This is a genomic window from Bacillus sp. D7-8 (assembly GCF_052055895.1).
GTDB classification, from domain to species: Bacteria; Bacillota; Bacilli; order Bacillales; family Bacillaceae; genus Bacillus; species Bacillus velezensis.
In genome coordinates this window covers 1,435,052-1,457,796 of sequence record NZ_CP179922.1, presented here as the reverse complement: position 1 = coordinate 1,457,796, position 22,745 = coordinate 1,435,052, and the positions used below count along the sequence as shown (strand labels likewise).

Annotated in this window: 21 protein-coding genes and 1 pseudogene; 6 read left to right on the top strand and 16 right to left on the bottom strand. The window is 43.7% G+C overall.

What is annotated here, in order from left to right; translation table 11 throughout:
- Positions 1–82 precede the first annotated feature (82 nt).
- Positions 83–271, top strand: coding sequence for a YlaF family protein (locus ACKTRM_RS07435; RefSeq protein ID WP_003154504.1), 189 nt, complete (start codon positions 83–85; stop codon positions 269–271).
- A gap of 309 nt (positions 272–580) precedes the next feature.
- The gene (locus ACKTRM_RS07430; protein ID WP_012117483.1) at positions 581–1,198 is read left to right on the top strand and encodes a hypothetical protein; all 618 of its coding nucleotides are present in this window, start codon (positions 581–583) and stop codon (positions 1,196–1,198) included.
- Between the two features lie 37 nt (positions 1,199–1,235).
- Here ACKTRM_RS07430 and ACKTRM_RS07425 read toward each other — a convergent pair whose 3' ends face one another.
- The 4 genes and pseudogenes from ACKTRM_RS07425 to ACKTRM_RS07410 all read right to left on the bottom strand — a co-directional run bounded on the left by ACKTRM_RS07425 (position 1,236) and on the right by ACKTRM_RS07410 (position 4,243).
- Positions 1,236–1,529 carry an anti-sigma factor family protein gene (locus tag ACKTRM_RS07425; RefSeq protein WP_012117482.1) on the bottom strand — a complete coding sequence of 98 codons (294 nt, stop codon included), beginning with the start codon at positions 1,527–1,529 and terminating at the stop codon, positions 1,236–1,238.
- Entirely contained in the window at positions 1,526–2,047 is a 522-nt protein-coding gene (locus tag ACKTRM_RS07420) for a sigma-70 family RNA polymerase sigma factor (RefSeq protein ID WP_012117481.1), read from the bottom strand. Before ACKTRM_RS07420 ends, ACKTRM_RS07425 begins: the two co-directional genes overlap by 4 nt.
- Complete coding sequence (locus tag ACKTRM_RS07415) at positions 2,048–2,317, bottom strand: hypothetical protein (RefSeq protein ID WP_007611185.1); 270 nt, start codon at positions 2,315–2,317, stop codon at positions 2,048–2,050.
- Positions 2,307–4,243: pseudogene (locus ACKTRM_RS07410) on the bottom strand (hypothetical protein). The gene ACKTRM_RS07415 and the pseudogene ACKTRM_RS07410 overlap by 11 nt, the downstream one beginning before the upstream one ends.
- Positions 4,244–4,565: 322 nt before the next feature.
- Here ACKTRM_RS07410 and ACKTRM_RS07405 point away from each other — a divergent pair.
- Positions 4,566–6,131 (top strand): M4 family metallopeptidase, encoded by a 1,566-nt coding sequence (locus ACKTRM_RS07405; protein WP_007409672.1) that lies wholly within the window; start codon positions 4,566–4,568, stop codon positions 6,129–6,131.
- A gap of 51 nt (positions 6,132–6,182) precedes the next feature.
- Here the strand turns inward: ACKTRM_RS07405 and ACKTRM_RS07400 are convergent, their stop codons facing one another.
- From ACKTRM_RS07400 to ACKTRM_RS07390, 3 genes are all read right to left on the bottom strand, one after another.
- Positions 6,183–6,635, bottom strand: a complete 453-nt coding sequence (locus ACKTRM_RS07400; protein ID WP_012117478.1) for a GNAT family N-acetyltransferase — start codon at positions 6,633–6,635, stop codon at positions 6,183–6,185.
- Positions 6,622–7,419 carry an inositol-1-monophosphatase gene (suhB, locus tag ACKTRM_RS07395; protein WP_012117477.1) on the bottom strand — a complete coding sequence of 266 codons (798 nt, stop codon included), beginning with the start codon at positions 7,417–7,419 and terminating at the stop codon, positions 6,622–6,624. The genes ACKTRM_RS07400 and suhB overlap by 14 nt, the downstream gene beginning before the upstream one ends.
- Before the next feature lie 133 nt (positions 7,420–7,552).
- Positions 7,553–7,741 carry a hypothetical protein gene (locus ACKTRM_RS07390; RefSeq protein WP_007409669.1) on the bottom strand — a complete coding sequence of 63 codons (189 nt, stop codon included), beginning with the start codon at positions 7,739–7,741 and terminating at the stop codon, positions 7,553–7,555.
- Between the two features lie 236 nt (positions 7,742–7,977).
- On the opposite strand from ACKTRM_RS07390, the gene ACKTRM_RS07385 reads away from it, so the two are divergent.
- Positions 7,978–8,610, top strand: coding sequence for a DUF1054 domain-containing protein (locus tag ACKTRM_RS07385; protein WP_007409668.1), 633 nt, complete (start codon positions 7,978–7,980; stop codon positions 8,608–8,610).
- Between the two features lie 34 nt (positions 8,611–8,644).
- Here the strand turns inward: ACKTRM_RS07385 and ACKTRM_RS07380 are convergent, their stop codons facing one another.
- Positions 8,645–8,911, bottom strand: a complete 267-nt coding sequence (locus ACKTRM_RS07380; protein WP_007409667.1) for a UPF0223 family protein — start codon at positions 8,909–8,911, stop codon at positions 8,645–8,647.
- Between the two features lie 179 nt (positions 8,912–9,090).
- Between ACKTRM_RS07380 and ACKTRM_RS07375 the strand changes: the two genes are divergently transcribed.
- On the top strand, positions 9,091–10,563 hold the full coding sequence (locus ACKTRM_RS07375) for an aminotransferase class I/II-fold pyridoxal phosphate-dependent enzyme (protein WP_012117476.1): 1,473 nt from the start codon (positions 9,091–9,093) through the stop codon (positions 10,561–10,563).
- A gap of 47 nt (positions 10,564–10,610) precedes the next feature.
- On the opposite strand, the gene ACKTRM_RS07370 is transcribed toward ACKTRM_RS07375, so the two are convergent.
- Positions 10,611–10,730 carry a GapA-binding peptide SR1P gene (locus ACKTRM_RS07370; protein ID WP_003154518.1) on the bottom strand — a complete coding sequence of 40 codons (120 nt, stop codon included), beginning with the start codon at positions 10,728–10,730 and terminating at the stop codon, positions 10,611–10,613.
- A gap of 113 nt (positions 10,731–10,843) precedes the next feature.
- Complete coding sequence (locus ACKTRM_RS07365) at positions 10,844–11,644, bottom strand: polysaccharide deacetylase family protein (protein WP_012117475.1); 801 nt, start codon at positions 11,642–11,644, stop codon at positions 10,844–10,846.
- Between the two features lie 248 nt (positions 11,645–11,892).
- Here ACKTRM_RS07365 and ACKTRM_RS07360 point away from each other — a divergent pair, with 248 nt between their 5' ends.
- A complete protein-coding gene (locus ACKTRM_RS07360) occupies positions 11,893–12,267 on the top strand; it encodes a hypothetical protein (protein ID WP_007409664.1) in 375 nt (124 codons plus the stop codon).
- Between the two features lie 47 nt (positions 12,268–12,314).
- Here the strand turns inward: ACKTRM_RS07360 and lpdA are convergent, their stop codons facing one another.
- The 6 genes from lpdA to ACKTRM_RS07330 form a co-directional block, all read right to left on the bottom strand.
- Positions 12,315–13,727, bottom strand: coding sequence for a dihydrolipoyl dehydrogenase (lpdA, locus tag ACKTRM_RS07355; protein ID WP_007409663.1), 1,413 nt, complete (start codon positions 13,725–13,727; stop codon positions 12,315–12,317).
- A gap of 4 nt (positions 13,728–13,731) precedes the next feature.
- Positions 13,732–15,060, bottom strand: coding sequence for a pyruvate dehydrogenase complex dihydrolipoyllysine-residue acetyltransferase (gene pdhC / locus ACKTRM_RS07350; RefSeq protein WP_012117474.1), 1,329 nt, complete (start codon positions 15,058–15,060; stop codon positions 13,732–13,734).
- Positions 15,061–15,183: 123 nt separating this feature from the next.
- Positions 15,184–16,161 (bottom strand): pyruvate dehydrogenase complex E1 component subunit beta, encoded by a 978-nt coding sequence (gene pdhB / locus ACKTRM_RS07345; RefSeq protein ID WP_003154528.1) that lies wholly within the window; start codon positions 16,159–16,161, stop codon positions 15,184–15,186.
- Between the two features lie 3 nt (positions 16,162–16,164).
- The gene (pdhA, locus tag ACKTRM_RS07340; protein WP_007611171.1) at positions 16,165–17,280 is read right to left on the bottom strand and encodes a pyruvate dehydrogenase (acetyl-transferring) E1 component subunit alpha; all 1,116 of its coding nucleotides are present in this window, start codon (positions 17,278–17,280) and stop codon (positions 16,165–16,167) included.
- Between the two features lie 470 nt (positions 17,281–17,750).
- The gene (locus ACKTRM_RS07335) at positions 17,751–18,842 is read right to left on the bottom strand and encodes a serine hydrolase domain-containing protein (protein ID WP_012117473.1); all 1,092 of its coding nucleotides are present in this window, start codon (positions 18,840–18,842) and stop codon (positions 17,751–17,753) included.
- 32 nt (positions 18,843–18,874) lie between these two features.
- The gene (locus ACKTRM_RS07330; RefSeq protein WP_012117472.1) at positions 18,875–22,726 is read right to left on the bottom strand and encodes an alpha/beta fold hydrolase; all 3,852 of its coding nucleotides are present in this window, start codon (positions 22,724–22,726) and stop codon (positions 18,875–18,877) included.
- Between the last annotated feature and the right edge of the window lie 19 nt (positions 22,727–22,745).

The window sequence follows — 22,745 nt, the reverse complement described above, 5'->3', positions numbered from 1 at the left end:
TTTCATATTATACCACACATCCTCTTTAAAAGCGTTACGTTTTTCTGTAAACTGAAAGTATGACGTTAAAGGGGATGGAAATATGAAAAAATTGAATTGGCTCTTATTATTATTTGCATTCGCAGCAGTCTTCAGCATGATGCTGATCGGCGTATCAATCGCTGAGAAAAGCGCATGGGGCATCATCGGAAGCATTGTTCTCGTTATCGCCATGATGGGAAGCGGTTTCACCGTAAAGAAAAAAATGCGCGAACAGGGACTGCTTGATTAAAAGCATGACCCTTTGCAAAATTCCGTAAACATGGAAAGAAAATATCTAATGAAGCCTGAATCAAAGATTCAGGCTTTTTTACATCCTCAAAACAGGCTGAGATGTAAGGCTTATCTCCCCCGCCGTCTAGTCAGGAAGCCGGAAATGACAGCTCCCATTCTAGTTACATCAGCAGATTCCCTCAGAATATGCAGTCTGAAATAGTCCGGCATCGTTATGCAGAAAATACCATACCTCCTATTTCAATTCCATCATTGTCTTTTTATACTTGTGGCTGTAAGCAAATACACATGACAAGGAGAGAACGAAATGAAAACATCTTTTTTGAAGAAAACCGCTGTAACTGCCGCCGCAACCGCCTCAGCCGCCTTGCTTGCATTCAGTCCGCTTGATTCTGCCGGCGCAAAAACGATTCAGGCAAATGAACCGCATGTCCTGCAGGCTTCCGCTGAGAAAACACCGGAAGACGCGGCAAAACTCATTGACATCATCAGCCAATCGATTTACGAAAAAGACGGTGTCTATTATTTTGACGGTGAAAAAGCGGTTGAATTGGGATTAGATCAAGAACAAGCCCAGATCATTCAAAAGCTGTGGGACAGTTCAACCGAATTTTTAACCGTACTTTCCCAATGTATTGAGAAAACGGACGGCGAATATACATTTAATAAAGAAAAAGCGGTGGAGCTCGGCTTTACGGAAAAAGAGGCCCTTATCGTTGATCAGCTGTTCACCGCTTTTTCCCAAAGTCTTCATATCCTTCAATCTGCACTGATTGAAGAAGACGGTGTGTATACGTTTGATCAGGACCTTGCTGAAAAAGCAGGAGCAGGAAAAAAAGAAGCAAAGCTGTGTGCCGGATTCTTTAATTCACTGCCCCAGGAATTGCTTGAAGGCATTTATACAGCCTTTCATCCGGCTGAGTAAACGGATAAAACGCCCGGTCATTCAGCCGGGCGTTTTTTTAAATCAGCAGTTTAAGGACCAGCATGATAAAGAAAACAGCGCCGAACATACAGGCTGCTTTTATCAGCAGTTTCCCGTAATACCGTTCCTTAAACCGCCTTTCTTCTTCTGCATAACAGGCTGGCGCCTTCATCTCAGGGCTGCCGAGGTCAAGCGGCTCCTTCATCATATGATATAAACTCCCGCACTTACCGCATGATTCAAGATGGCGGGAAATAAACCGCTCCGTTTCTGTTTCACAATCGCCTTCAATATATAAAGGGAGTAAATCTCTCACTAAACGGCAAGTCATATCTGTCCGTCCTTCCTTTTTTCCGCCAAGTGCTGTTTCAGCTGCATTCTCGCCCTGTACAGGGTGCTCTTCACCTTCGAAAGACTCCAGTCCAAAACATCAGCAATCTCTTCGTAAGACAGCTCTTGAAATTCCCTTAAAATTAAAACGGTCTGCTGATCGCTTTTCAGACGCTGAATCTGCCCGGTCAGCGCATTCTGAGTGTCTGTCCGGGCGACGTAATGCTCCGGCAGTTCATATGTTGTTTGCTGAAGCCCTTCATTCAGGGTGATATCTGAAAATTGATATTTTCTATCACGTCTGTACCAATTGATGAAGGTATGATGGGCAATTGCATAGAGCCACGTTCTGATAGACGAATGGCCCTTAAACGAATCAAGCCCGTTAAATGCTTTCATAAATGTATCCTGAGCGAGGTCTTTAGCGGTCTCAGCATGATGTGTGCGTCTGTAAAGGTAATACATAATATCTTGATAATGTTCACGATACAGCTGTTCAATTGACATCTTGTTTTTCATTTAAAAATAAAACCACACTGTCATCCAGATTGAGAGCACAATGAAGAATCCGTACAATCCATACGTCAGGCATTTCATGTATTTAATCTGGCGGATATCGCCGGACGGCGCATTCAAACCATGTTCATACTGCCCTTTTCTGTTTTCCGCCTCAGCTCCGAATAAATGCTCATGTTCTTTCATCCACTGGAGCGTGCCGCCTTCAAGTTCCCCCTCCTTATATAGGTCGTATAAATCGAAGAAGACAGCCTTTTTTTCTTTATTGTTCATAAAGGTTCACCGCCTCGTAAGTATCCGCGTTCACTACATATGCGTCATGACGGTTTGAACCGAACGGCTGAATAATGACGAGCCATGCGTTATATGTTACGCCGTCTTTCACCGCTATGACAGGCTTCACCCGCTTTTTGTAAATGGTGCCGTTATAAGCTGCCGCCACTTTTTTGAATGCTGTTTGTCCGTCTCTGTATGTATGCGGGAACGTTTTGGCACTTACCTGTCCGTAGAATGAGGCCTCTTTCATGCCTTCTTCATTCCGGAGCGTATATACGAATGTGCCTTCAATGTTTTCAAAAACGAGATTGCCTTCCGATTTATCAATTTGTCTAAGCTTTGAAGTATCCGCATCCAGCAATGAAAAAAGCTTCTTCTGAAGTTCTGTTTTTGTTAAAACGGTGCTGTCAGGTGAGACTCTGATTTTCATAAGACGTCCGGATACTGCATCAAATATCAGCTCCGTTCCGTTATTCGCAGTTACGGTCAAACTGCTGCCGATCAGGCTGTTTATATTTGTATTTGTAATTTCAAATGTCTGATCAGGCATTTGCAGCGTACGAAAGGCGGCTTTTGATGCTTTCACTATGTCTTTTTCCGTCATATGCACCTGCGGCAGTGATTCAAGCTGATAAATAGACGGATCTTCTGAAAAACCCATAATGGTGTCTTTTTCCCAGTAAAATACTGTGCCCGAATGTTCGTGTTTCGTCCCTTGTTTTTTCGGCGCAATCTCCACGACAAACTGTCCGTTTTCTTTTCTCACTGTTGTCTGAATCCCTTGTGTTTTTATTTTTCGGCCGTGCGCCGACAAGAAATCCAGCGACTTTTTCCGGTATTCCTCTTCTGTTAAAGTGCGGCCTTCCGGTTTTTAAGATATTGGTAATTTGTAATCAATCGGGAAACCTCGTCCACTTCCGCTTCATAATCTTTCGTTTTAAAACGGTAAAAGTAATGGAGATCCTGATTGGTTTCTGTTAAATAAATCGGATTCTCTGCCGGAAAAAATGATGTAAGGATCCGTTCCGCTTGGTCTGAAGTGATATGTCCACCAACATCCTCAACAGTATCTTCAGCCATTGGCTTTGAAACCGCAAAAGCGGCATCTCCCGCATTGTATACCGGATTCAAAAAGACAATAAAACCAGCGGCCGTTGCTCCCGCAAGAAAGTTTTTCGTCCGCTGTCTGATCCTGTCTGACCGATGAAATAAATGATGGGTCATCAGAAAACCGGCCATCGTTAAATACACCGTAAATGGGAGAAGTCTGCCGTAATCTTTTGTTACACCGGCCGAGGGCGCAGCGAGCACCCACACCAACAGCCCGATGACCCCAGCATAAAACACGCCGATAAAAACAGGTCTCGGTTTCCAATACATTTTAAAGAATAAAACATTCATAGAAATCAGCAGAAGTAAAACAACCGTAATAAAACATAGCATCGAAACTATATCCTCCCCCGCCATCGCATCGGGACTGATATTCCAGAAAGCGAAAAAGCTGAAGATCAGCTGAATGACCGGCAGTGTCACCACAGTGAGATCAAACGTATAAAACATGCCCTTTCCCCTCTGCTCCCGCGGCATGAGCATATAGTGAAACGCGGTGAGCAGCACATACCCATACATTAAGAGATGAACGATCGGAAGAAGCTCTCTTTCTTCCGATATCAAATAGTGCGCGCTAAAGTGAGTACTCTGCACCTGATGAACCAATTCAACTGTTATGCCCGCTAATAATACGGCCCTGAGCAGAATTCCTGAATAAAACCAAACTCTCTCACGGCTGATTTTCGGATGAAAAGTCAGCGCGTATAAAACAGCAAGGCAGACGGCTGACCACTGAATGATCAACACGCTCTGTCTGCTTAAAATGAAATACCTGTCGAAATGCTGAATAAAATGACTGAAAATCTCTGACATCTGAAACAATCCTTTTCGTTTATTAAGGCCTCACCCGTTTAGACAAACGGCTATAAAAAAAGTTTTACAGATCGGAACATTTTTCCCCTATCATTTTTCCCGACTTCATTTGTCATTTTTTTCAGAATAAATCGCATCATTCGACTCATGTCTGATTCAACACGTGCCTCTCGGCTTATCCCCCGATGCTGGCCGCCGGAAGCCTTTCCGGGACGATTCTATCAATTCATCAGCGGAGTCTAGTTTTATATTGCAGAATGAGAGAATGCTGGTTTATTATAACAATATAAGTTTTCATTATTTTCAAAAAGGGGGATTTATTGTGGGTTTAGGTAAGAAATTGTCTGTTGCTGTCGCCGCTTCCTTTATGAGTTTAACTATCAGTCTTCCGGGTGTTCAGGCCGCTGAGAATCCTCAGCTTAAAGAAAACCTGACGAACTTTGTGCCGAAGCATTCTTTGGTGCAGTCTGAGTTGCCTTCAGTCAGTGACAAAGCAATCAAGCAATACTTGAAACAAAACGGCAAAGTCTTCAAAGGCAACCCTTCTGAGAGACTGAAGCTGATTGACCACACGACCGATGATCTCGGCTACAAGCACTTCCGTTATGTGCCTGTCGTTAACGGTGTGCCTGTGAAAGACTCGCAAGTCATTATTCACGTCGATAAATCCAACAATGTCTATGCGATTAACGGTGAATTAAACAACGATGCTTCTGCCAAAACGGCAAACAGCAAAAAATTATCTGCAAATCAGGCGCTGGATCATGCTTTTAAAGCAATCGGCAAATCACCTGAAGCCGTCTCTAACGGCAACGTTGCAAACAAAAACAAAGCCGAGCTGAAAGCAGCGGCCACAAAAGACGGTAAATACCGCCTCGCCTATGATGTAACCATCCGCTACATCGAACCGGAACCAGCTAACTGGGAAGTAACCGTTGATGCGGAAACAGGGAAAGTCCTGAAAAAGCAAAACAAAGTGGAGCATGCAGCTGCAACCGGAACAGGTACGACTCTTAAAGGAAAAACGGTCTCATTAAATATTTCTTCTGAAAGCGGCAAATATGTAATGCGTGATCTTTCTAAACCTACCGGAACGCAAATTATTACGTACGATCTGCAAAACCGACAATATAACCTGCCGGGCACACTCGTATCAAGCACTACCAACCAGTTCACAACTTCTTCTCAGCGCGCTGCCGTTGATGCGCATTACAATCTCGGCAAAGTGTACGATTATTTCTATCAGACGTTTAAACGCAACAGTTACGACAATAAAGGCGGCAAAATCGTATCTTCCGTTCATTACGGCAGCAAATACAATAACGCGGCCTGGATCGGCGACCAAATGATTTACGGTGACGGTGACGGCTCATTCTTCTCGCCTCTTTCCGGTTCAATGGACGTAACGGCCCATGAAATGACACACGGTGTTACACAGGAAACAGCCAACCTAAACTATGAAAATCAGCCGGGCGCTTTAAACGAATCCTTCTCTGATGTATTCGGATACTTCAATGATACTGAGGACTGGGATATCGGTGAAGATATTACGGTCAGCCAGCCGGCTCTCCGCAGTTTATCTACTCCGACAAAATACGGACAGCCCGACCATTACAAAAATTATCAAAACCTTCCGAACACTGATGCCGGCGACTACGGCGGCGTGCATACAAACAGCGGAATTCCGAACAAAGCCGCTTACAACACGATTACTAAAATCGGCGTGAAAAAAGCGGAGCAGATTTACTATCGCGCACTAACGGTATATCTCACTCCGTCATCAAACTTTAAAGATGCAAAAGCAGCTTTGATTCAATCAGCGCGGGACCTTTACGGCTCTCAAGACGCTGCAAGCGTAGAAGCGGCCTGGAATGCGGTCGGCTTGTAAACAAGAAAAGAGACCGGAGAAATCCGGTCTCTTTTTTATACCTGAAACATTTCACAATGGCTTCACCATGATCATATATGTCTTTTCCCGATCGTCTTTTTCAAGCTTAAGCTGTTCAAAGCCGCATTGGCTTAAAAACAAAACCCATTCCTGCCTGTCCAGGGGAACAGCTGAAAACATCGCTTTATGCTCCCCTCTCAGCCGGCCCGCAATCTCTTCAATGACCGCGCGTCCGATTCCTTTCTCTTTTGCCTCCGGAGCGACGGCCACGGTTCCGAGCCACGGTTTTCCGTTTGAAGGCGCCCATTCCAAATGAAAACTGACGGCGGCAGGAGCGCCGTCAATCTCCCATACGAGCCATGTTCCATTGTACATGGAGTATGCAAGCATAAACTCCGCCGCATTTTTTGTTCCGAACTCTTCGTTTTTCCACACCGGGTGTGCAGCCGCCAGCTGCTCCAGAAACCCGAGATCTTCTTCTTCAAAATCTCTACCTGTCAGCATGTAAATAGTCGTCAAAGATAATTTTATGTATTGCCGGATTGCCCGCAAGCACGCTGTGGTTGTCTAAAAACGTAAACGGTTCGCCGTCTGTGGTCGTGTAAATGCCCCCGACTTCGTTCAGCAGCACGCAGCCGGCAGCGTAATCCCACGGCGCGAGCCTCATCGTAATGTATGCGTCAATGCGGCCGGTCGCAACACTGGCGAGCTCAAGTGCCGCCGAGCCGTAGGAACGCGTTCCTCTGACCCGTTTTACGAGCGGCGCCAAAATACTCGGGTCAATCCTTCTGTTTTCCGTCACCCATGTGGCATTGATTGCAATAATGGCTTCTTCAATGGAAGCTTCTTTTAAAGGAGCAAGCGGCGTGTCGTTCAGATAAGCCCCTTTTCCGCTGAAGGCGTGATACAGCTCGTCCTGCATCACATCATAAATTAAGCCGATTTTGCCTTTTCCGTCTTCAAAGATGCCGATGGAGATCGCGAAATGCCGCTTTTGATGGACAAAATTCATCGTTCCGTCAATCGGATCAATGATCCAGACGATTCCGTCAAGGGAGCGGAGCTTATCTCCCTGCCCTTCTTCTCCGAGAATCCGGTGTCCGGGAAAAGTTCCCTGTATACGGTCAATGAAAAAGCGCTCCGTCTCTTTATCAATATTTGTGACTAAATCATTCGGATTTGATTTTGTTTCAATCGTCAAGCTTTCCTGCATGGATTGTCTGATTCTCGTTCCGGCTTCTTTTACCCATTGTTTTGCGATATCATCAATTTCCGTCCAATTTGTCATACCGTGTACCTCTTTTCTATGTATAGCTTATTCTATAGCATACTGATAAAGGCGATGAAAAAGCAAGGAAAATGAAAAAAATGCCTTCTCACGTAAAAACGAACCATTTCCTGCGGTTCGTTTTTACTATTCTTTATCCGTTAAGCCGAATCCATTCTTTTCTGAGACGTTCCAGTTTTCTTTTGCTGAGATCGATTTGATCTGCATTCTCTTTTTGCATGGCCTCATACAGGGTTGCCAATTCATAATCAACCTCTAGTCTCCAGACAGCTACACGGTTATTTTTTTCCTCCCTGAATCCTTCCTTCACCACTTGCCTCATTGTCTTTCGCCCCTTCCAGAGATCATTTGTTAAAAAAGCATCCCATTTTTCCAATTTATTAATGATACTTCTTATATCGTATGGAAACTTATATTCGGCTGTAACAACATTCTTAAAATTGTGTGTTTACCTATTCGTTTTTTACCACCAATCCTCTCGGCTCAAACGTTCTCAATGTTTTTGCGGCCGGCGGCGGCTGTGGTAAAATATGAATACTTACGATAAGGAGGAAAAAGATGACTCAGATGCGTTTTACAAAAGAAGACTTCGATACATTTACAATAGAAGGTTTAGATCCGCGCATGGAGGTGTTAAAAGAACAAGTCCGCCCGAAGCTGACCTTGTTAGGAGAGCATTTCGCACCGACATTGTCAGCATTGACAGGCGATGAAATGTTCCCGCATGTCGCCAAGCACGCGAGAAGATCTGTCAACCCGCCGGCTGACAGCTGGGTTGCCTTTGCCAACAGCAAACGCGGGTATAAGAAACTCCCTCACTTTCAGATCGGTTTATGGGACACCCATATGTTTGTATGGTTTGCCATCATTTATGAATCTCCGATAAAAGAGGAATACGGCAGATTGCTGGAAGCGAAGCAGGAGGACATCACAAAACAGATTCCCGGTCATTTTGTATGGTCGCCGGATCATACGAAGCCAGGGGCGTACAAGCAGTCCGACATGGATCAGGAGCAGCTGAAAACATTATTTGAACGCCTGCAGACAGTGAAAAAAGCAGAGCTTTTGTGCGGCATTCAGCTGCAAAAAGAAGACGTGATCAATATGAACAACAATGAATTCCTGCAAACCATTGAAGATGCTTTTAGGAAGCTTTCCTTTTTATACACACTGACTCAGAAAGTCTCATAACATAAAAAGCGGGCCGATTGCCGGCTCGCTTTGTCTACATTTTGATAATCGCTTGATCTGATTGTTTCGCCTGTTTCACAGTCCGATACGGGGAATAGGTGCTGTCAGCTTCAAATTGGCTGCAGATTTTCTTTTCTTCCGCTTTCCCGGGAACGATTTCTTTAAAGCGGCGGTACGCATTCAGAAGTCTGTCCCGGTCAGCTCCTTTTTCATAGGCGTTTTCCACCTGCTGAAAAAAAGCAATGACATCCACGGCCTCCTCTGTCGTCCAGTCCTCATTCATCGGATATTGATATTCCAAATGTCTTCACTCCTTTATAATCATGCTCAAAATAAGCATCTTCCATAGATCATAAATTGTTCTTTACTTTCTTTCAAGTTCATAATATAATTCATTTGTTTTACGTTTAAAAAACGGGTAATAAAACTGAATGTAATACAAACTAATCCGTAGGTATTATGATAAAGGTGGGAAAACAATTGCCGCAACATGAAACACCCCTGTACAGCGGACTGAAAAAGCACGCGGACAGACAGCCTGTCCAATTCCACATTCCGGGCCATAAAAAAGGCGCGGGAATGGATCCGGAATTCAGACAATTTATCGGAGAAAACGCGTTAAGCATAGATTTAATTAATATCGAACCCCTGGATGATTTACATGCGCCAAAGGGCATCATTAAAGAAGCCCAGGATCTGGCCGCTCGAGCATTCGGTGCAGACCATACCTTCTTTTCCGTACAAGGGACGAGCGGCGCCATTATGACGATGGTCATGGCTGTATGCGGACCCGGAGATAAAATCATCATCCCGAGAAACGTTCATAAATCCATTATGTCGGCCATTGTATTTTCCGGAGCGGTGCCGATTTTTATTCACCCGGAAATTGACGATGAGCTCGGAATTTCTCACGGCATTACGCTTGAGTCCGCCGAGCGGGCTTTGACGGAGCACCCTGACGCAAAAGGCCTGCTTGTCATAAATCCGACGTACTTCGGTGTGGCAGCTGACTTGAGCAGCATTGTAAAGCTCGCGCATTCTTTCGATGTGCCTGTGCTTGTCGATGAAGCGCACGGCGTGCATATTCATTTTCATGATAAGCTTCCTCTGTCCGCCATGCAGGCGGGCGCTGATATGGCAGCTACTAGCGTGCACAAATTGGGAGGCTCCCTGACGCAGAGCTCCATTTTAAATGTGAGAGAAGGTCTTGTTTCCAAAGAAAGAGTACAGTCGATTTTAAGCATGCTGACGACAACGTCAACATCCTATCTGCTTCTCGCTTCACTTGATGTCGCAAGAAAACGCCTCGCTACAGAAGGCCGAGATCTTCTTGAAGATACGATTCTGCTGGCGGATCAGACACGGGAACGCCTCAATCAAATTGAAGGCATCCGCTGTGTCGGCGAAGAAATCACAGGGTCTAAAGCTGCCTTCAGTTATGATCCGACTAAATTAATCATTTCGGTCAAAAACCTCGGCCTGACGGGTCATGACGTTGAAAAATGGCTCCGCGAATCATATAATATCGAAGTCGAGCTGTCCGATTTGTATAATATTTTATGTATTTTCACCCCCGGCGACAGAGCGGGAGATGCCGACCGTCTTGTAAGCGCGCTTACAGACATTTCAAAGCAGGCTTCCGACAACGACTATGCTCATCAGCAAACCGAAGTTCTGCTTCCTGAGATTCCTCTGTTAGCGATGACGCCAAGAGACGCGTTTTACGCAAATACGGAAGTCATTCCGTTAAAAGAATCCGCGGGACGGATCATCGCAGAGTTTGTCATGGTGTACCCGCCGGGAATTCCGATCTTTATTCCGGGCGAGATCATTACTGAAGAAAATATCAGCTACATTTTTAAAAACTTGGACGCCGGCCTTCCTGTGCAGGGTCCCGAAGATGCAACGCTTGAAATGATCAGAGTCATCAAAGAGCAAAAAGCCATCCAATAAACATAAAGAAGCCCGAAACGAAATCGTTTCGGGCCTTTTTACGCTTTTTACTCTTCTTCAAGATGACACTGGCATTGTCCGCAGCATGTTCCGTATAACGTCGTGACCTTCTCATCCTCAAAGTAATGAATCGCTTCGTTACAGTCTTGGCAAACAATTGTACCCATCTGTCATTCCCCATTTCTCAGAATTTGAAAACGCTTAATTTTTACTTGTTGTTATTATATTATTATGTCACATTTAATATGTCAACTGATAAATTGTATAACACATTTATTTTTTACGGTCTTTTTATAGCTCGAGGGTCAATCACAGTATATCCTTTATGACGCAATCCTTTTACAATGTCCGGCATGGCTTCCGCCGTCCATTTCCGGTCATGCATCAATATGTTGGCCCCGTCCCGCAGATAAGGACTGTTCAGTGTGATATCGGTAAGCGCTTTTTTGGATTGATATTTCTGATCCCAATCATACCCGAAGGTCCAGTTCATTTTCACCATACCTTCTTTTTTTATAAGTCTGTCACTGTAGTCCGTATTGCTTCCGAAAGGTGCCCTGAAAAATGCGGGTTTCTCTCCTATTATCTTTTCAACCGCTTTATTGACGCCAATGATTTCTTCCCGTTGTTTTTGTTCGGAAAGATCTTTTAAGTTTTGATGAGTCATTGTATGATTTCCGATCATAAAACCTAACTCATGAATATGCTTAAGCGCTTTCTTATTTTCATCTTTTTTCAAAAAATGTCCGTTTACAAAAAAGATCGCTGACGCATTGAGATCGTGCAGTTTATCCGCAATCTCAGCGGCATGCTGATCAGGCGCGTCATCGATCGTTACCAATGCGATCGGTTTTTTCTCTTTCTGTTCATCCATTTTTTCCACAGAAAAGCTTTTCGGATTGATATAGTAACGGGGCTCCGCCTTCTGTTTTTTCTGTTTTTCCTCTTTTGTATGGTGGTTTTCCCGTTTGGCATGATTGGCCGCGGCTTGAGAATGGGGTTTGTTTGTTTGCATCTTTTCATTTGATTGGCAGCCGGCGAGTAAGCACGTACATATGACAGCTGCAGCGGCTTTATACATGACAATCCCTCCTGATATGGTTTTGCTCCCAGTATAACGAAAAAACAGCGCTCTCACGAAAAACAATGTGCCTTTTTTACACATCGGCTGCGCAAGTTGTCACACGTATTATTTCTTCATTAAAAACGGTTTCAATTATATAACAATTCAGTAACAAGCCTTAGGTTTTTCACCTCTCGTGATACACTTGATATAGTCCTTATAAATGGATGAACCAATATATTATATAAAACAGAGGAGTAAGATAGATGCGCTACCGTACGGTGATTCCCTTTTTTTTGATGCTGTTCGTTCTGTCAAGCTGTTCGGTTTCTACTGTCAGTCCATTCACAAAAAACCGGATCGACAGCATTCATCACACTCAAATCTTGTTTTTTTCCGATGAAAATCATATAGATAAAGAAGTGCCTTATTACGATGCGATCCTTGATTTAGAAAAGAAATATCCCCATCATGTCGATCAAATGAAGGTTTATGACAACAGAAAGGGATGGGAAGAGGAAATCAACACGTTCCCTGCGCTGATGGTGATCAATCATCGGCATGTGGTCATGAAGATTGAGGGATCCGTAAAGAAAAAAGAGGATATCATCAAACCTATGCAGCATGTGCTTGCACAATAAAAACAGCCCCCGCTTTTACAAACGGGGGCTGTTTCTTTGTTACATTATTATTTTACGATATGGATCGGGCTTCCGATTGCTACTTCGGCCGCTTCCATAGTGATTTCGCCCAATGTCGGGTGAGCGTGAATTGTCATTGCGATATCTTCAGCAGTCATTCCGCCTTCGATCGCCAGGCTCAATTCAGAAATCATGTCAGAAGCGCTTGCGCCGGCAATTTGCGCACCGATTACAAGACCGTCTTCTTTACGAGTGATCAGCTTCATGAAGCCGTCAGTTTCGTTAAGAGACAGCGCACGTCCGTTTGCTGCAAACGGGAACTTAGCTGCAACGACTTCAATACCTTCTTCTTTCGCCTGTGCTTCAGTGTAACCGACAGAAGCCAGTTCAGGCTCAGAGAATACAACCGCCGGAATACCGAGGTAATCGATTTCAGCCGGCTCTCCTGAAATAGCTTCGGCAGCGATTTTACCTTCGTAAGACGCTTTGTGAGCCAATGGAGGTCCGTCAATGATGTCACCGATTGCGTAAATGTTCGGTACGTTTGTGCGGCACTGCTTGTCTGTTTTAATGACACCGCGGTCAGTCATTTCGATACCGACTTGCTCAAGGCCGAGCTCATCAGTGTTCGGACGGCGTCCGACAGTGATTAATACGTAATCAGCATCAACCGTTTTTTCTTCGCCTTTTACTTCGAATGTAACTGTTACGCCGTCAGGTCTTTCCTCAACGCCTTTAGCCATGGCGCTTGTATGGATTTCAACGTTGCCTTTTTTCTTCAGTCTGCGGGTAACGAGAGAACTCATTTGTTTTTCGAAGCCAGGAAGAATTTCATCTCCGCCTTCTAAAATAACCAATTCAGTTCCGAAGTTCGCATACGCTGTTCCAAGCTCAGTACCGATATATCCGCCGCCGATAACAACGAGCTTTTTCGGAATTTCTTTAAGCGCAAGTGCGCCTGTAGAGTTCAGAACGCGTTCGCTATATTTGAAGTTTGGCAATTCGATAGGGCGAGAACCGGTAGCAATGATTGCGTTTTTAAATGTGTATGTTTGCGCAGAGTTCTCATCCATTACGCGGACAGAGTTGCTGTCTACGAAATAAGCTTCCCCTTTTATAACGTCCACTTTATTTCCTTTTAAAAGACCTGCAACACCGCCGGTAAGCTTATTTACAACAGAAGCTTTCCATTCTTGGACTTTTGTAAAGTCAACCGTTACGTTCTCAGCAGTGATCCCCATGTCATCTGAATGTTTTGCATTCTCGTAACGATGGCCTGCATTGATGAGCGCTTTTGAAGGAATACAGCCGACGTTCAGACAAACGCCTCCAAGAGTTGCTTTTTCAACGACTGTTACTTTTTGTCCAAGCTGAGCAGCGCGGATGGCAGCTACATAGCCGCCGGGTCCCGCACCAATCACAAGAGTATCTGTTTCAATAGGGAAATCTCCTACTACCATAACATTACGCCTCCATTAAAATAAGTTGTGGATCGTTCAGTAAACGCTTGATGTGGTTTAACGCATTTTGTGCAGTTGCTCCGTCAATCATACGGTGGTCAAAGCTGAGAGAAAGAGCTAAGACAGGAGCAGCTACAATTTCACCGTCACGGACGATTGCTTTTTCAGCAATACGGCCGATACCGAGAATCGCAACCTCTGGATGGTTGATAACCGGTGTGAACCATTGGCCTCCGGCAGAACCGATATTTGTGATCGTGCAAGAAGCGCCTTTCATTTCCGCAGGTGCAAGCTTGCCTTCACGCGCTTTTGTAGCAAGGCTGTTGATTTCATCAGAGATTTCGAAAACGGCTTTACGGTCGGCATTTTTCACTACCGGCACAAGCAGGCCTTTTTCGGTATCCGCTGCAATTCCGATGTTGAAGTAATGTTTTTGGATCACTTCATCTGTTTTATCATCAATAGATGTGTTTAAAACAGGGAATTTTTTCAAAGCGGATGTTAATGCTTTGACGACGTAAGGCAGATAAGTCAGCTTGATGCCTTGATCAGCAGCAACTTGTTTGAACTGTTTGCGGTGAGCAACAAGATTTGTTACGTCAACTTCATCCATAAGAGTTACGTGCGGTGCAGTATGCTTAGAGTTCACCATTGCTTTCGCGATCGCTTTACGGATACCGCTCATTTTTTCGCGTGTTTCAGGGAATTCGCCTTCAGGAGCCTGAGCCGCTGCAGGTTTAGCTGTTTCCTGAGGTGCAGCTGTTTCTTGCGGTGCCGCTTCTTGAGCCGCTCCTCCATTTGCAAAGCTGTCGATATCTTCTTTTACAACACGTCCGTTATTGCCTGAACCTGTTACTTTACGGATATCCACGCCTTTTTCACGGGCATATTTGCGTACGGAAGGCATGGCGATCACGCGTTTGTTCGGATCAGCTTCCACTTGGTCCTGCTGTCCTGCGCCGGTTTCTTTTGCAGGCTCTTTAGGAGTCTCTTCTTTAGAGATATCCTGCCCTGCTTCAGCAGACGACTGAACTTGAGCTTCAGTTTTCGCATCTCCTGAATCATGGCTTCCTTTAAATTGAAGATCTTCGTAACCAGGTGCGTCAAACGTAATAATCGTTTGTCCAACAGTTGCAACTGTTCCCTCTTCAACTTTTAATTCTAATACTTTTCCTTTAACAGGTGAAGGAATTTCTACCACTGCTTTATCATTTTGCACTTCAGCCAGAACATCGTCTTCTTCTACCTCGTCGTTCGGCTTAACAAACCATTTTACGATTTCGCCTTCGTGGATACCTTCCCCGATATCCGGAAGTTTAAATTCAAATGCCACAGTTTTCGACCTCCTAGTTGATTAAGCAAATTTTAGTTATGCATTCGCAAGCATTGAACCTAGTAAACAGATTCCTTCATATAAGAGAAAAGGACTCTCTTTACCGTCTTTTATGATGCCTGATTAAAATTCAAGAACTTTTTTCGCAGTTTCAAGAACGTCTTTATGGTTTGGAAGCCATACGCTCTCAGCAAGCGAGAAAGGAAATACTGTATCAGGCGCCGCAACACGCAGAACCGGAGCTTCCAGGCTCAGAATCGCGCGGTCATTAATTTCAGCTACAACGTTGGCAGCGATGCCGGCTTGTTTTTGAGCTTCTTGCACGACAATTGCGCGGCCTGTTTTTTCAACAGAAGCAATAATCGTATCAATATCAAGCGGACTTACAGTGCGAAGGTCGATAACTTCAGCAGAAACGCCTTCTTTTTCAAGCTCTTCAGCAGCCTTAAGCGACTCATGAACCATCGCGCCGTATGTGATGATAGAAAGGTCAGTACCTTCGCGTTTCACATCAGCTTTGCCAAGCTCAATTGTGTATTCCTCCTCAGGAACTTCCTGACGGAAAGAACGGTAAAGTTTCATATGCTCTAAGAAAACAACCGGATCATTGTCTCTGATAGAGGCAATCAGCAGTCCTTTTGCATCGTAAGGAGTGGAAGGGATAACAACTTTAATACCCGGCTGCTGAGCGATAAGGCCTTCCAAACTGTCAGCGTGAAGTTCAGGTGTATGAACCCCTCCGCCGAATGGAGAACGGATTGTCACCGGAGAAGTCCAGCGTCCGCCGGAACGGTAGCGGAGACGAGCCATTTGTCCTGAGATTGAATCCATTACTTCATATACGAATCCGAAGAATTGGATTTCCATAACAGGACGGTAATCTTGCAGGCCTAAACCGAGAGCGAGACCGCCGATACCGGATTCAGCAAGCGGCGTGTCAAATACGCGGTCCTCACCGAATTCTTTTTGAAGGCCTTCAGTTGCACGGAATACGCCTCCGGCAACGCCTACATCTTCCCCGAAAAGCAGAACGTTTTCATTGTTTTTCAGTTCTGTGCGTAACGCATCAGTGATCGCTTGAATCATTGTCATTTGCGCCATGGCTTACTTCGACTCCTTCGCTTTGTAAATTTCAAGTTGTTCTTTCAAGTTGAACGTCGGCTCTTCAAACATATTCTCAATCAGCTCTGTTACTTTCGGTTTTGATTCGCCGTCAGCCTTTTTGATAGCTTGTTTGATTTCTTCTTTGGCCTGTTCAATCACTTTGTTCTCTTCTTCTTCAGACCATAGTCCTTTGTTTTCCAAGAACTTGCGGAAACGTACGAGCGGGTCTTTTTGCTCCCATTCATTTTCTATTTCTTTCGTACGATATTTAGTCGGATCGTCACCGGACATTGTATGAGGTCCGTAACGGAATGTAAGAGTTTCAATCAGAGTCGGACCTTCACCGTTAATTGCGCGCTGGCGTGCTTCTGCGGTTGCAGCGTAAACGGCAAGTGCATCCATTCCGTCTACTTGAACACCTGTAATACCGACGGCAACTGCTTTTTGGGCAATTGTCTGTGCGGATGATTGCTTTTCTACAGGAGTTGAAATCGCATAGCGGTTATTCTGAACAACGAAGATCGCTGGCGCTTTAAATGCTCCGGCAAAGTTCATTCCTTCATAGAAGTCACCTTGAGAAGCTCCGCCGTCACCAGTGTAAGTAATAGCTACCGCTTTTTTACCGCGCTTTTTAAGACCTAAAGCTACACCTGCGGTTTGGATAATTTGAGCACCTATAATAATTTGAGGTGATAAAGCATTTACTCCCTCAGGCATCTGATTACCTTTAAAATGGCCTCTTGAGAACAGGAATGCCTGATGTAAAGGAAGACCGTGCCAAATCAGCTGAGGAACGTCACGATAACCCGGAAGGATAAAGTCGTCCTGTTCAAGCGCGAAGTGTGATGCAATTTGAGAAGCTTCCTGGCCCGCTGTCGGTGCATAGAAACCTAAACGTCCTTGACGGGAAAGAGAAATTGAACGCTGGTCTAAAATGCGGATATACACCATTCTTCTCATTAATTCCTTTAACTGATCATCTGAAAGATCAGGCATTGCGTCTTTATTTACGACTTCTCCTTCAGCATTTAAAATTTGGAACGTTTCAAACTGCTTATGAATAGCATCAAATTGTTTTTTGCTATCAACAATTGAAGTTTTTGTCTTTGCAGCCATTTTTTAAACCACCTCTTCTTTTGATTTAACAGGGTTAGGATACCGTTTAGCCATCCGTATTAAAAACAGTCTTATCATGCTCTGCAATTCTAAAATTAATCATTCAGAAATTCACATAGCGCTTAAGCAAAGATAATGACGTTTAAACTGTACTAATAAAAAAAGATTTTTTATTAGTACAATATGATCAACAACCATAGTTTACAGTAATTAAACAAAGCCGTCAATTATTTATAACTTCATTTTGAAACCGCTTATAAAACATAAGATCATATTGCGCCAAACTGTACTATAAAAGACTTTAAACTGTATTATAAAAATGCTCTACTGTACTATAATTAAAAAAAATTACAAAGAGTAAATTAAGTTATTTAACTTCGGGTCAGGCTTTGAAAAGATGCCGCGGGATAAAAACGGGCAGTTAGCAATCGTCCCGCCTGCCGAACAGACGGGACGATGCTTTTGTCTAATTATTCAATACCCGCCCACACGATATTCAGCGGCGTCAGCACGGCATGAGGATGAAACTCGGAAATCGGAGTGAAAAATACATACGTAAAATCTTCGGCTGGATCAGAAAACATGCCGCACCACCCCATTCCAAGATGTGAGAAGGTGCCTTCTGTCATGAAATAATGGTCACCGGCCGGCCACAAATTAATGCCTAAACCAAAGCCGCCTTCCTCTCTGGGCGCTCCGAAGAAGTAAAAAGGAAGACCGGGCTTTATTTGATTTCTCAGCATCGCCTCGACTGTTTTTCTTCCAAGCAGCTTCTTATCTTTCAATCTGCCTTTATTTCTAAACATTTCAGCTAACTTCCAAATATCTCGCAACGAAGAGTACAGACCGCTTGTCGCTTTATTCGGAAAATACGGGTGATGACTTTTTTCCAGCTGTACGCACTCGTGCTCATTGATCACACAAACTTCTTCTTTTAAAGCATCAGGCACATAAAAATACGTTCTTTCTAATCCGAGCGCTTCAATAATATGCTTTGTTACATACTGTTCGTAGGATACGCCTGTTACTTTTGAAATAATGATGCCAAGTATAACAAAGCCGGTTCTGGAATAGTTCCATGCTTCATCCACTCTGTACTCCAAAGGCGTACGAACCAGATAGTTTATCCATTCTTCCTCATTCGTTAAGTCAATGCCTTCAGCCTTTTGAATATCCAGCTCAAAACTTAATCCCGCCGTATGAGTCAAAAGGTGCAAAATTTTAATTTCTCCGAAACCCGGTTTATCAAACGCTGGCAAAATGAGCTTGACCGGCATTTTCAGATCGAGCAAACCTTTTTCGACGAGCTGCATGACGGCTACAGCGGTAAACACTTTTGTCAAAGAACCGATTTCTCTGATTGTATCAAGCTGAAATGTTTGCTTTTCTTTTTGTCCGCCGGTAAATTCCCCTAACGACTCAGCTGCAAAAACCTCACCTCCTCTTGACATCATATAACTCGCACATTGCAGATCTCCATTGTCTATCATCGTCTGATAATGGCCGTTAAGAGCGTTAATTTGTTTCATATCAAATGCCGGATTGCTTAATGTTTGTTTCATTGTTTTCTCCCCCTGTACTGTATGTATCGTTTTCATCCCTTACTTACTGATTTCTTGATGAATTCTGACACCGCTTTATTAAATTCTTCCGGATGTGTGATGTTCGGAAGATGCCCCGCTCCCTTAATTTTCTTTAATTCTGCATTGCTCAGCAGTTTCTGCAGCCTTTTTGTTTCTTTCTGATCAACTACGCTTTCCTTCTCACCCGTAAGGATAAGCGTTCTTGTATGAATGTCTTTTAAAAAGCCGATCGTAGAATAGCCTTCTTGTTGATGTATCTTCATAAAACGTTCAATAGAAGCATTTAAGAATTGATTACTGTATAAACTTTCATATTCATGCGACTTTCCTATAGCTATAAAATCATTTTTCAGTTTTTCCTCGACACTGCTTTCAGGGTCTTCTTCGTATGCGGTGTAACTTCCGGAAAGAATGAGTGTTTTTACTTTTTCAGGGTATTCATAGGCTATCCTCTGCCCTATCATGCCTCCCCAAGAAGCTGCCGCAATGTGGATCGGCCAAGCAACCCCTATCTCGTTCAGCACTTCGATAAAAGTCTGAGCCAGCCCGCTCAGTGTAAAATCGGCGCTCCCCTCACTCAGCCCGTAACCCGGTGTGTGTATGACAATTACATTAAATTGATCTGCCCACTCCTTCATTTGTTCTTTCCACATGTAAGCAGTGGTAGCAAAACCGCAAATCAGTAAAATTGTTTCACCCTTACCGCTCATCAATATTTCCATATGCCGGGCATTTTCTGTGTTTGCCAGAAAATGAACGGTTTCCGTTTCTTCTGTCTGGTAAAAAGCGATGAGTTTTTTTGCGGCATCGCTTTGATTATGCTGAAGCGCTCCTTTCTTCAGTCTGCTCCAATAATGCAAATAATCGTCGAGATGACGATTGGAAGCCGTGCCGAGTATCCGGAAAGGACTTTCAGCTTCTCCCGTAACGACTGACGAAGCATCAAAATCGGCTGCAATCGCTGAATCTCTTACCAGAGGCGGTGCTGAACGGGCGGATAACGGCTTGAAATCGTTTTGTATTTTTTCTTTTTCTCCGTATAACACGATCAGCTGGTGGCCTTGGCCGAGAAGCGAGTGTTCAAAAGCTTTGATTCCGGCAGTATTTTCTAATGGGTGAAGTCCGTACTCCGTTTTCATAATGTCTTGAATGCCGGGATCAACTGACATGCCTCCGTCTTTCCAGAAAGGCCAATTTACAGCGATGGTTTTTCCAGATCTCCCCCCCGCCTTTCTCATACATTCCCTCCACTCGGCAAAATGCTCCAGAAAACGATTGGCGTAGGCGTAATCGGCTTGACCCAGACTTCCGATTTCTGAGGAGATGGAAGAAAACAAAACAAAAAAGTCTAAAGGCATATCTCTGAGCGCTTCATCCAAATGAATCACACCATTGACCTTTGATTGCAGCACCGCTTGAGCTTCCGCGTCTGTTTTATTCATAATGAGAGAGTCTTTTAACACGCCTGCACTGTAAATGACCCCGTTGATTTCGGAATAATCAGCATGAATTTTTTCCGCTAACTTGATGACCTGCTGCTTATCTGACATGTCAGCCTGGATATAAGAAATGCTTGCCCCGTCATATCGGATGCTGTCTAATTTTTCTTCCATGTCTGCTGTCATTTTCGATCGCCCGGCAATGATAACCCTGGCTCCGTGATTTGCATAAAGAAACGCTGAAATAATCCAGCCGATGCCGCTTAATCCTCCGATGATGAGATACACCCCGTTTTTTGCAAACTTTGCGGCCTTTTGTCCTGTTTGCGGCGAAGCGTCTTTATATGCTGTCACCCGCCTTTTTTGATCGCCGTCATATTTCACAGCCTGATGATGTCCGGCACTTAATTCATTGAGAAGCAAAGGTGCTTTTTCAATGGTTTGTCTTGAAGAAATCTCAACCGTTTTACACTTTATATTCGGCTGCTCCGCATTCAGCGTTTTAAAAAAGCCTCCAATCGCGGCGTAAACCGGATTTGTATATTGACCCTTGTCATGTACGTACAGAATGTTGATGTTTTCTTTTACTTTTTGATGGATCAAAGCTTTACTCAAATAAAGAATTGAATAAAAGCTGTGAGTCAGATCTAACGCTGCCTCAGTATAAGCTTTTTTTGACAGGTAATGAATGATTGAGGCCGGAAATGCTCCGGACTTTTTCATATCTTCTAACAGTCTGGAGTAATGAGCAGACTGCTCCGGATTAAATTTATAATGCTTTTCATTTACCATTTCATATTCAGCGGCGGCTTCCGCATAAATAACATTTTCACTGCCGATGTACTTTCGGATTTCATCACTCAATGAACTGTCGAAATCGAAAATCAGTGTATTTTCCTTAGGTACTTCTCCGGACTTTAATGGCGATTCTATCCATTCTTTTTGTAAATACAAAGATTCAAGCACCGGCTTTTCAGACGGCTCTTTCGTTTGCGTTTTTTCTTTAAAAGCTGCGGCCGGCGTATTACGCACATCATATTTTTCTTCTAAATAAGCCGCTAAATCATGAATATTGTTATAATCAAAAAGCAATGTCGGATACAATTGTGTATCCAATCTTTCCTCGAGCATTTTCGATATATGCAGCAGCTGTTTTGAGTCAAGACCCAGTTCGTAAAAAGATTGGTGTTTGTCCGCTTTATTTGACGGTGTGTTTGTAGCCTCTCCAATAATGGATGACAGCTCATCTGTTAATGTTTTATGACTGCCTTGGTGCTGAACTGTATTAGAGATAGAGTCTGTAATGTCGGCTCCGTATTTCTCCTGCAGAAATTCCGTCAATTCACCGATTGTGGAGTAATCAAATAATAAAGTCGGGTACAGCTTTGAACCTAACATCAGTTCTAATTTTTTGGATAAGTCTAATAATTGTTTAGAATCCAAGCCCATCTCGTAAAAGGAAATATCATTCTTCACTGTTTCAGCAGGTTTTTCAATCATGCCGGCTATCTCTTGGATCAAATTATTTCTGATCATTTCTTTATTGTTCGTTGCGCTGCCGACCTCTTTAGCTTTTTGGGAATGCTCCAGCCTTTGTATTGATTTTTCATTTCTGACTCTTTTCACACCGAATCTCTCATAATAAAAAGCAAGCTCTCCATCAGGCCTGTATACTTCTATGTCCGCATATAAAATGTCTTTAGAAGGCGGCTGCGTTATACTGGTTTTATTAATATACACAAAACAAGACCCAGTTGTTTTATGCAGTGCCCGGAATGTCTCAATATATATAGGGATAAACGCATTTGTTCCTTCATCCGGCAAGTCTGATGTAAGGATTCCCAACAAGCTGAGAGACCCATCCAAAAATGCGGGATGCATGTAAAAGTCATCTGTATATTCTTTTGAAAGTCCGCTTAAACTGACCTCTCCCAGAATATAATTTTCACCTTCATATACCGTACCTTCCAATTTCATAAAATCTTTATGAATCAGGCCGCCCCTGCGCAAATTACGATAAGCGGCTTCAGCATCCGAAATCCGGACGGCCCCTTTCTTTAATTCTTCGATTGAAATTGTCTTTTCGTTTATCGCATTTTTTCTTATGATTTCCGCCTGCAAGTTGACTGACGCTTCACCTTCCGCCTTTTCAGCGACCCATTTCCTGCTTGTTGTTTCAACAAGCCAGCCGTTTTCTTGTTCCGTAAACTGGAAGGTGACTTTTTTATCAAAATGGACTGACGTCGCAACAGGTTCACGGAATAAAACATGTTTGATTTCAAAACTTCGGGGGGATATCCCTTTCTCAGCTAAAAATCGTGTTATTAAATCCAGATACGTTACGCCGGGTATCGTACGCACTTGATGAAGGACATGGTCTGAAACAATATAATCGTCATGTTTGACTAATACGCTGAACCTCATGCAACTCGACAACCTTTCT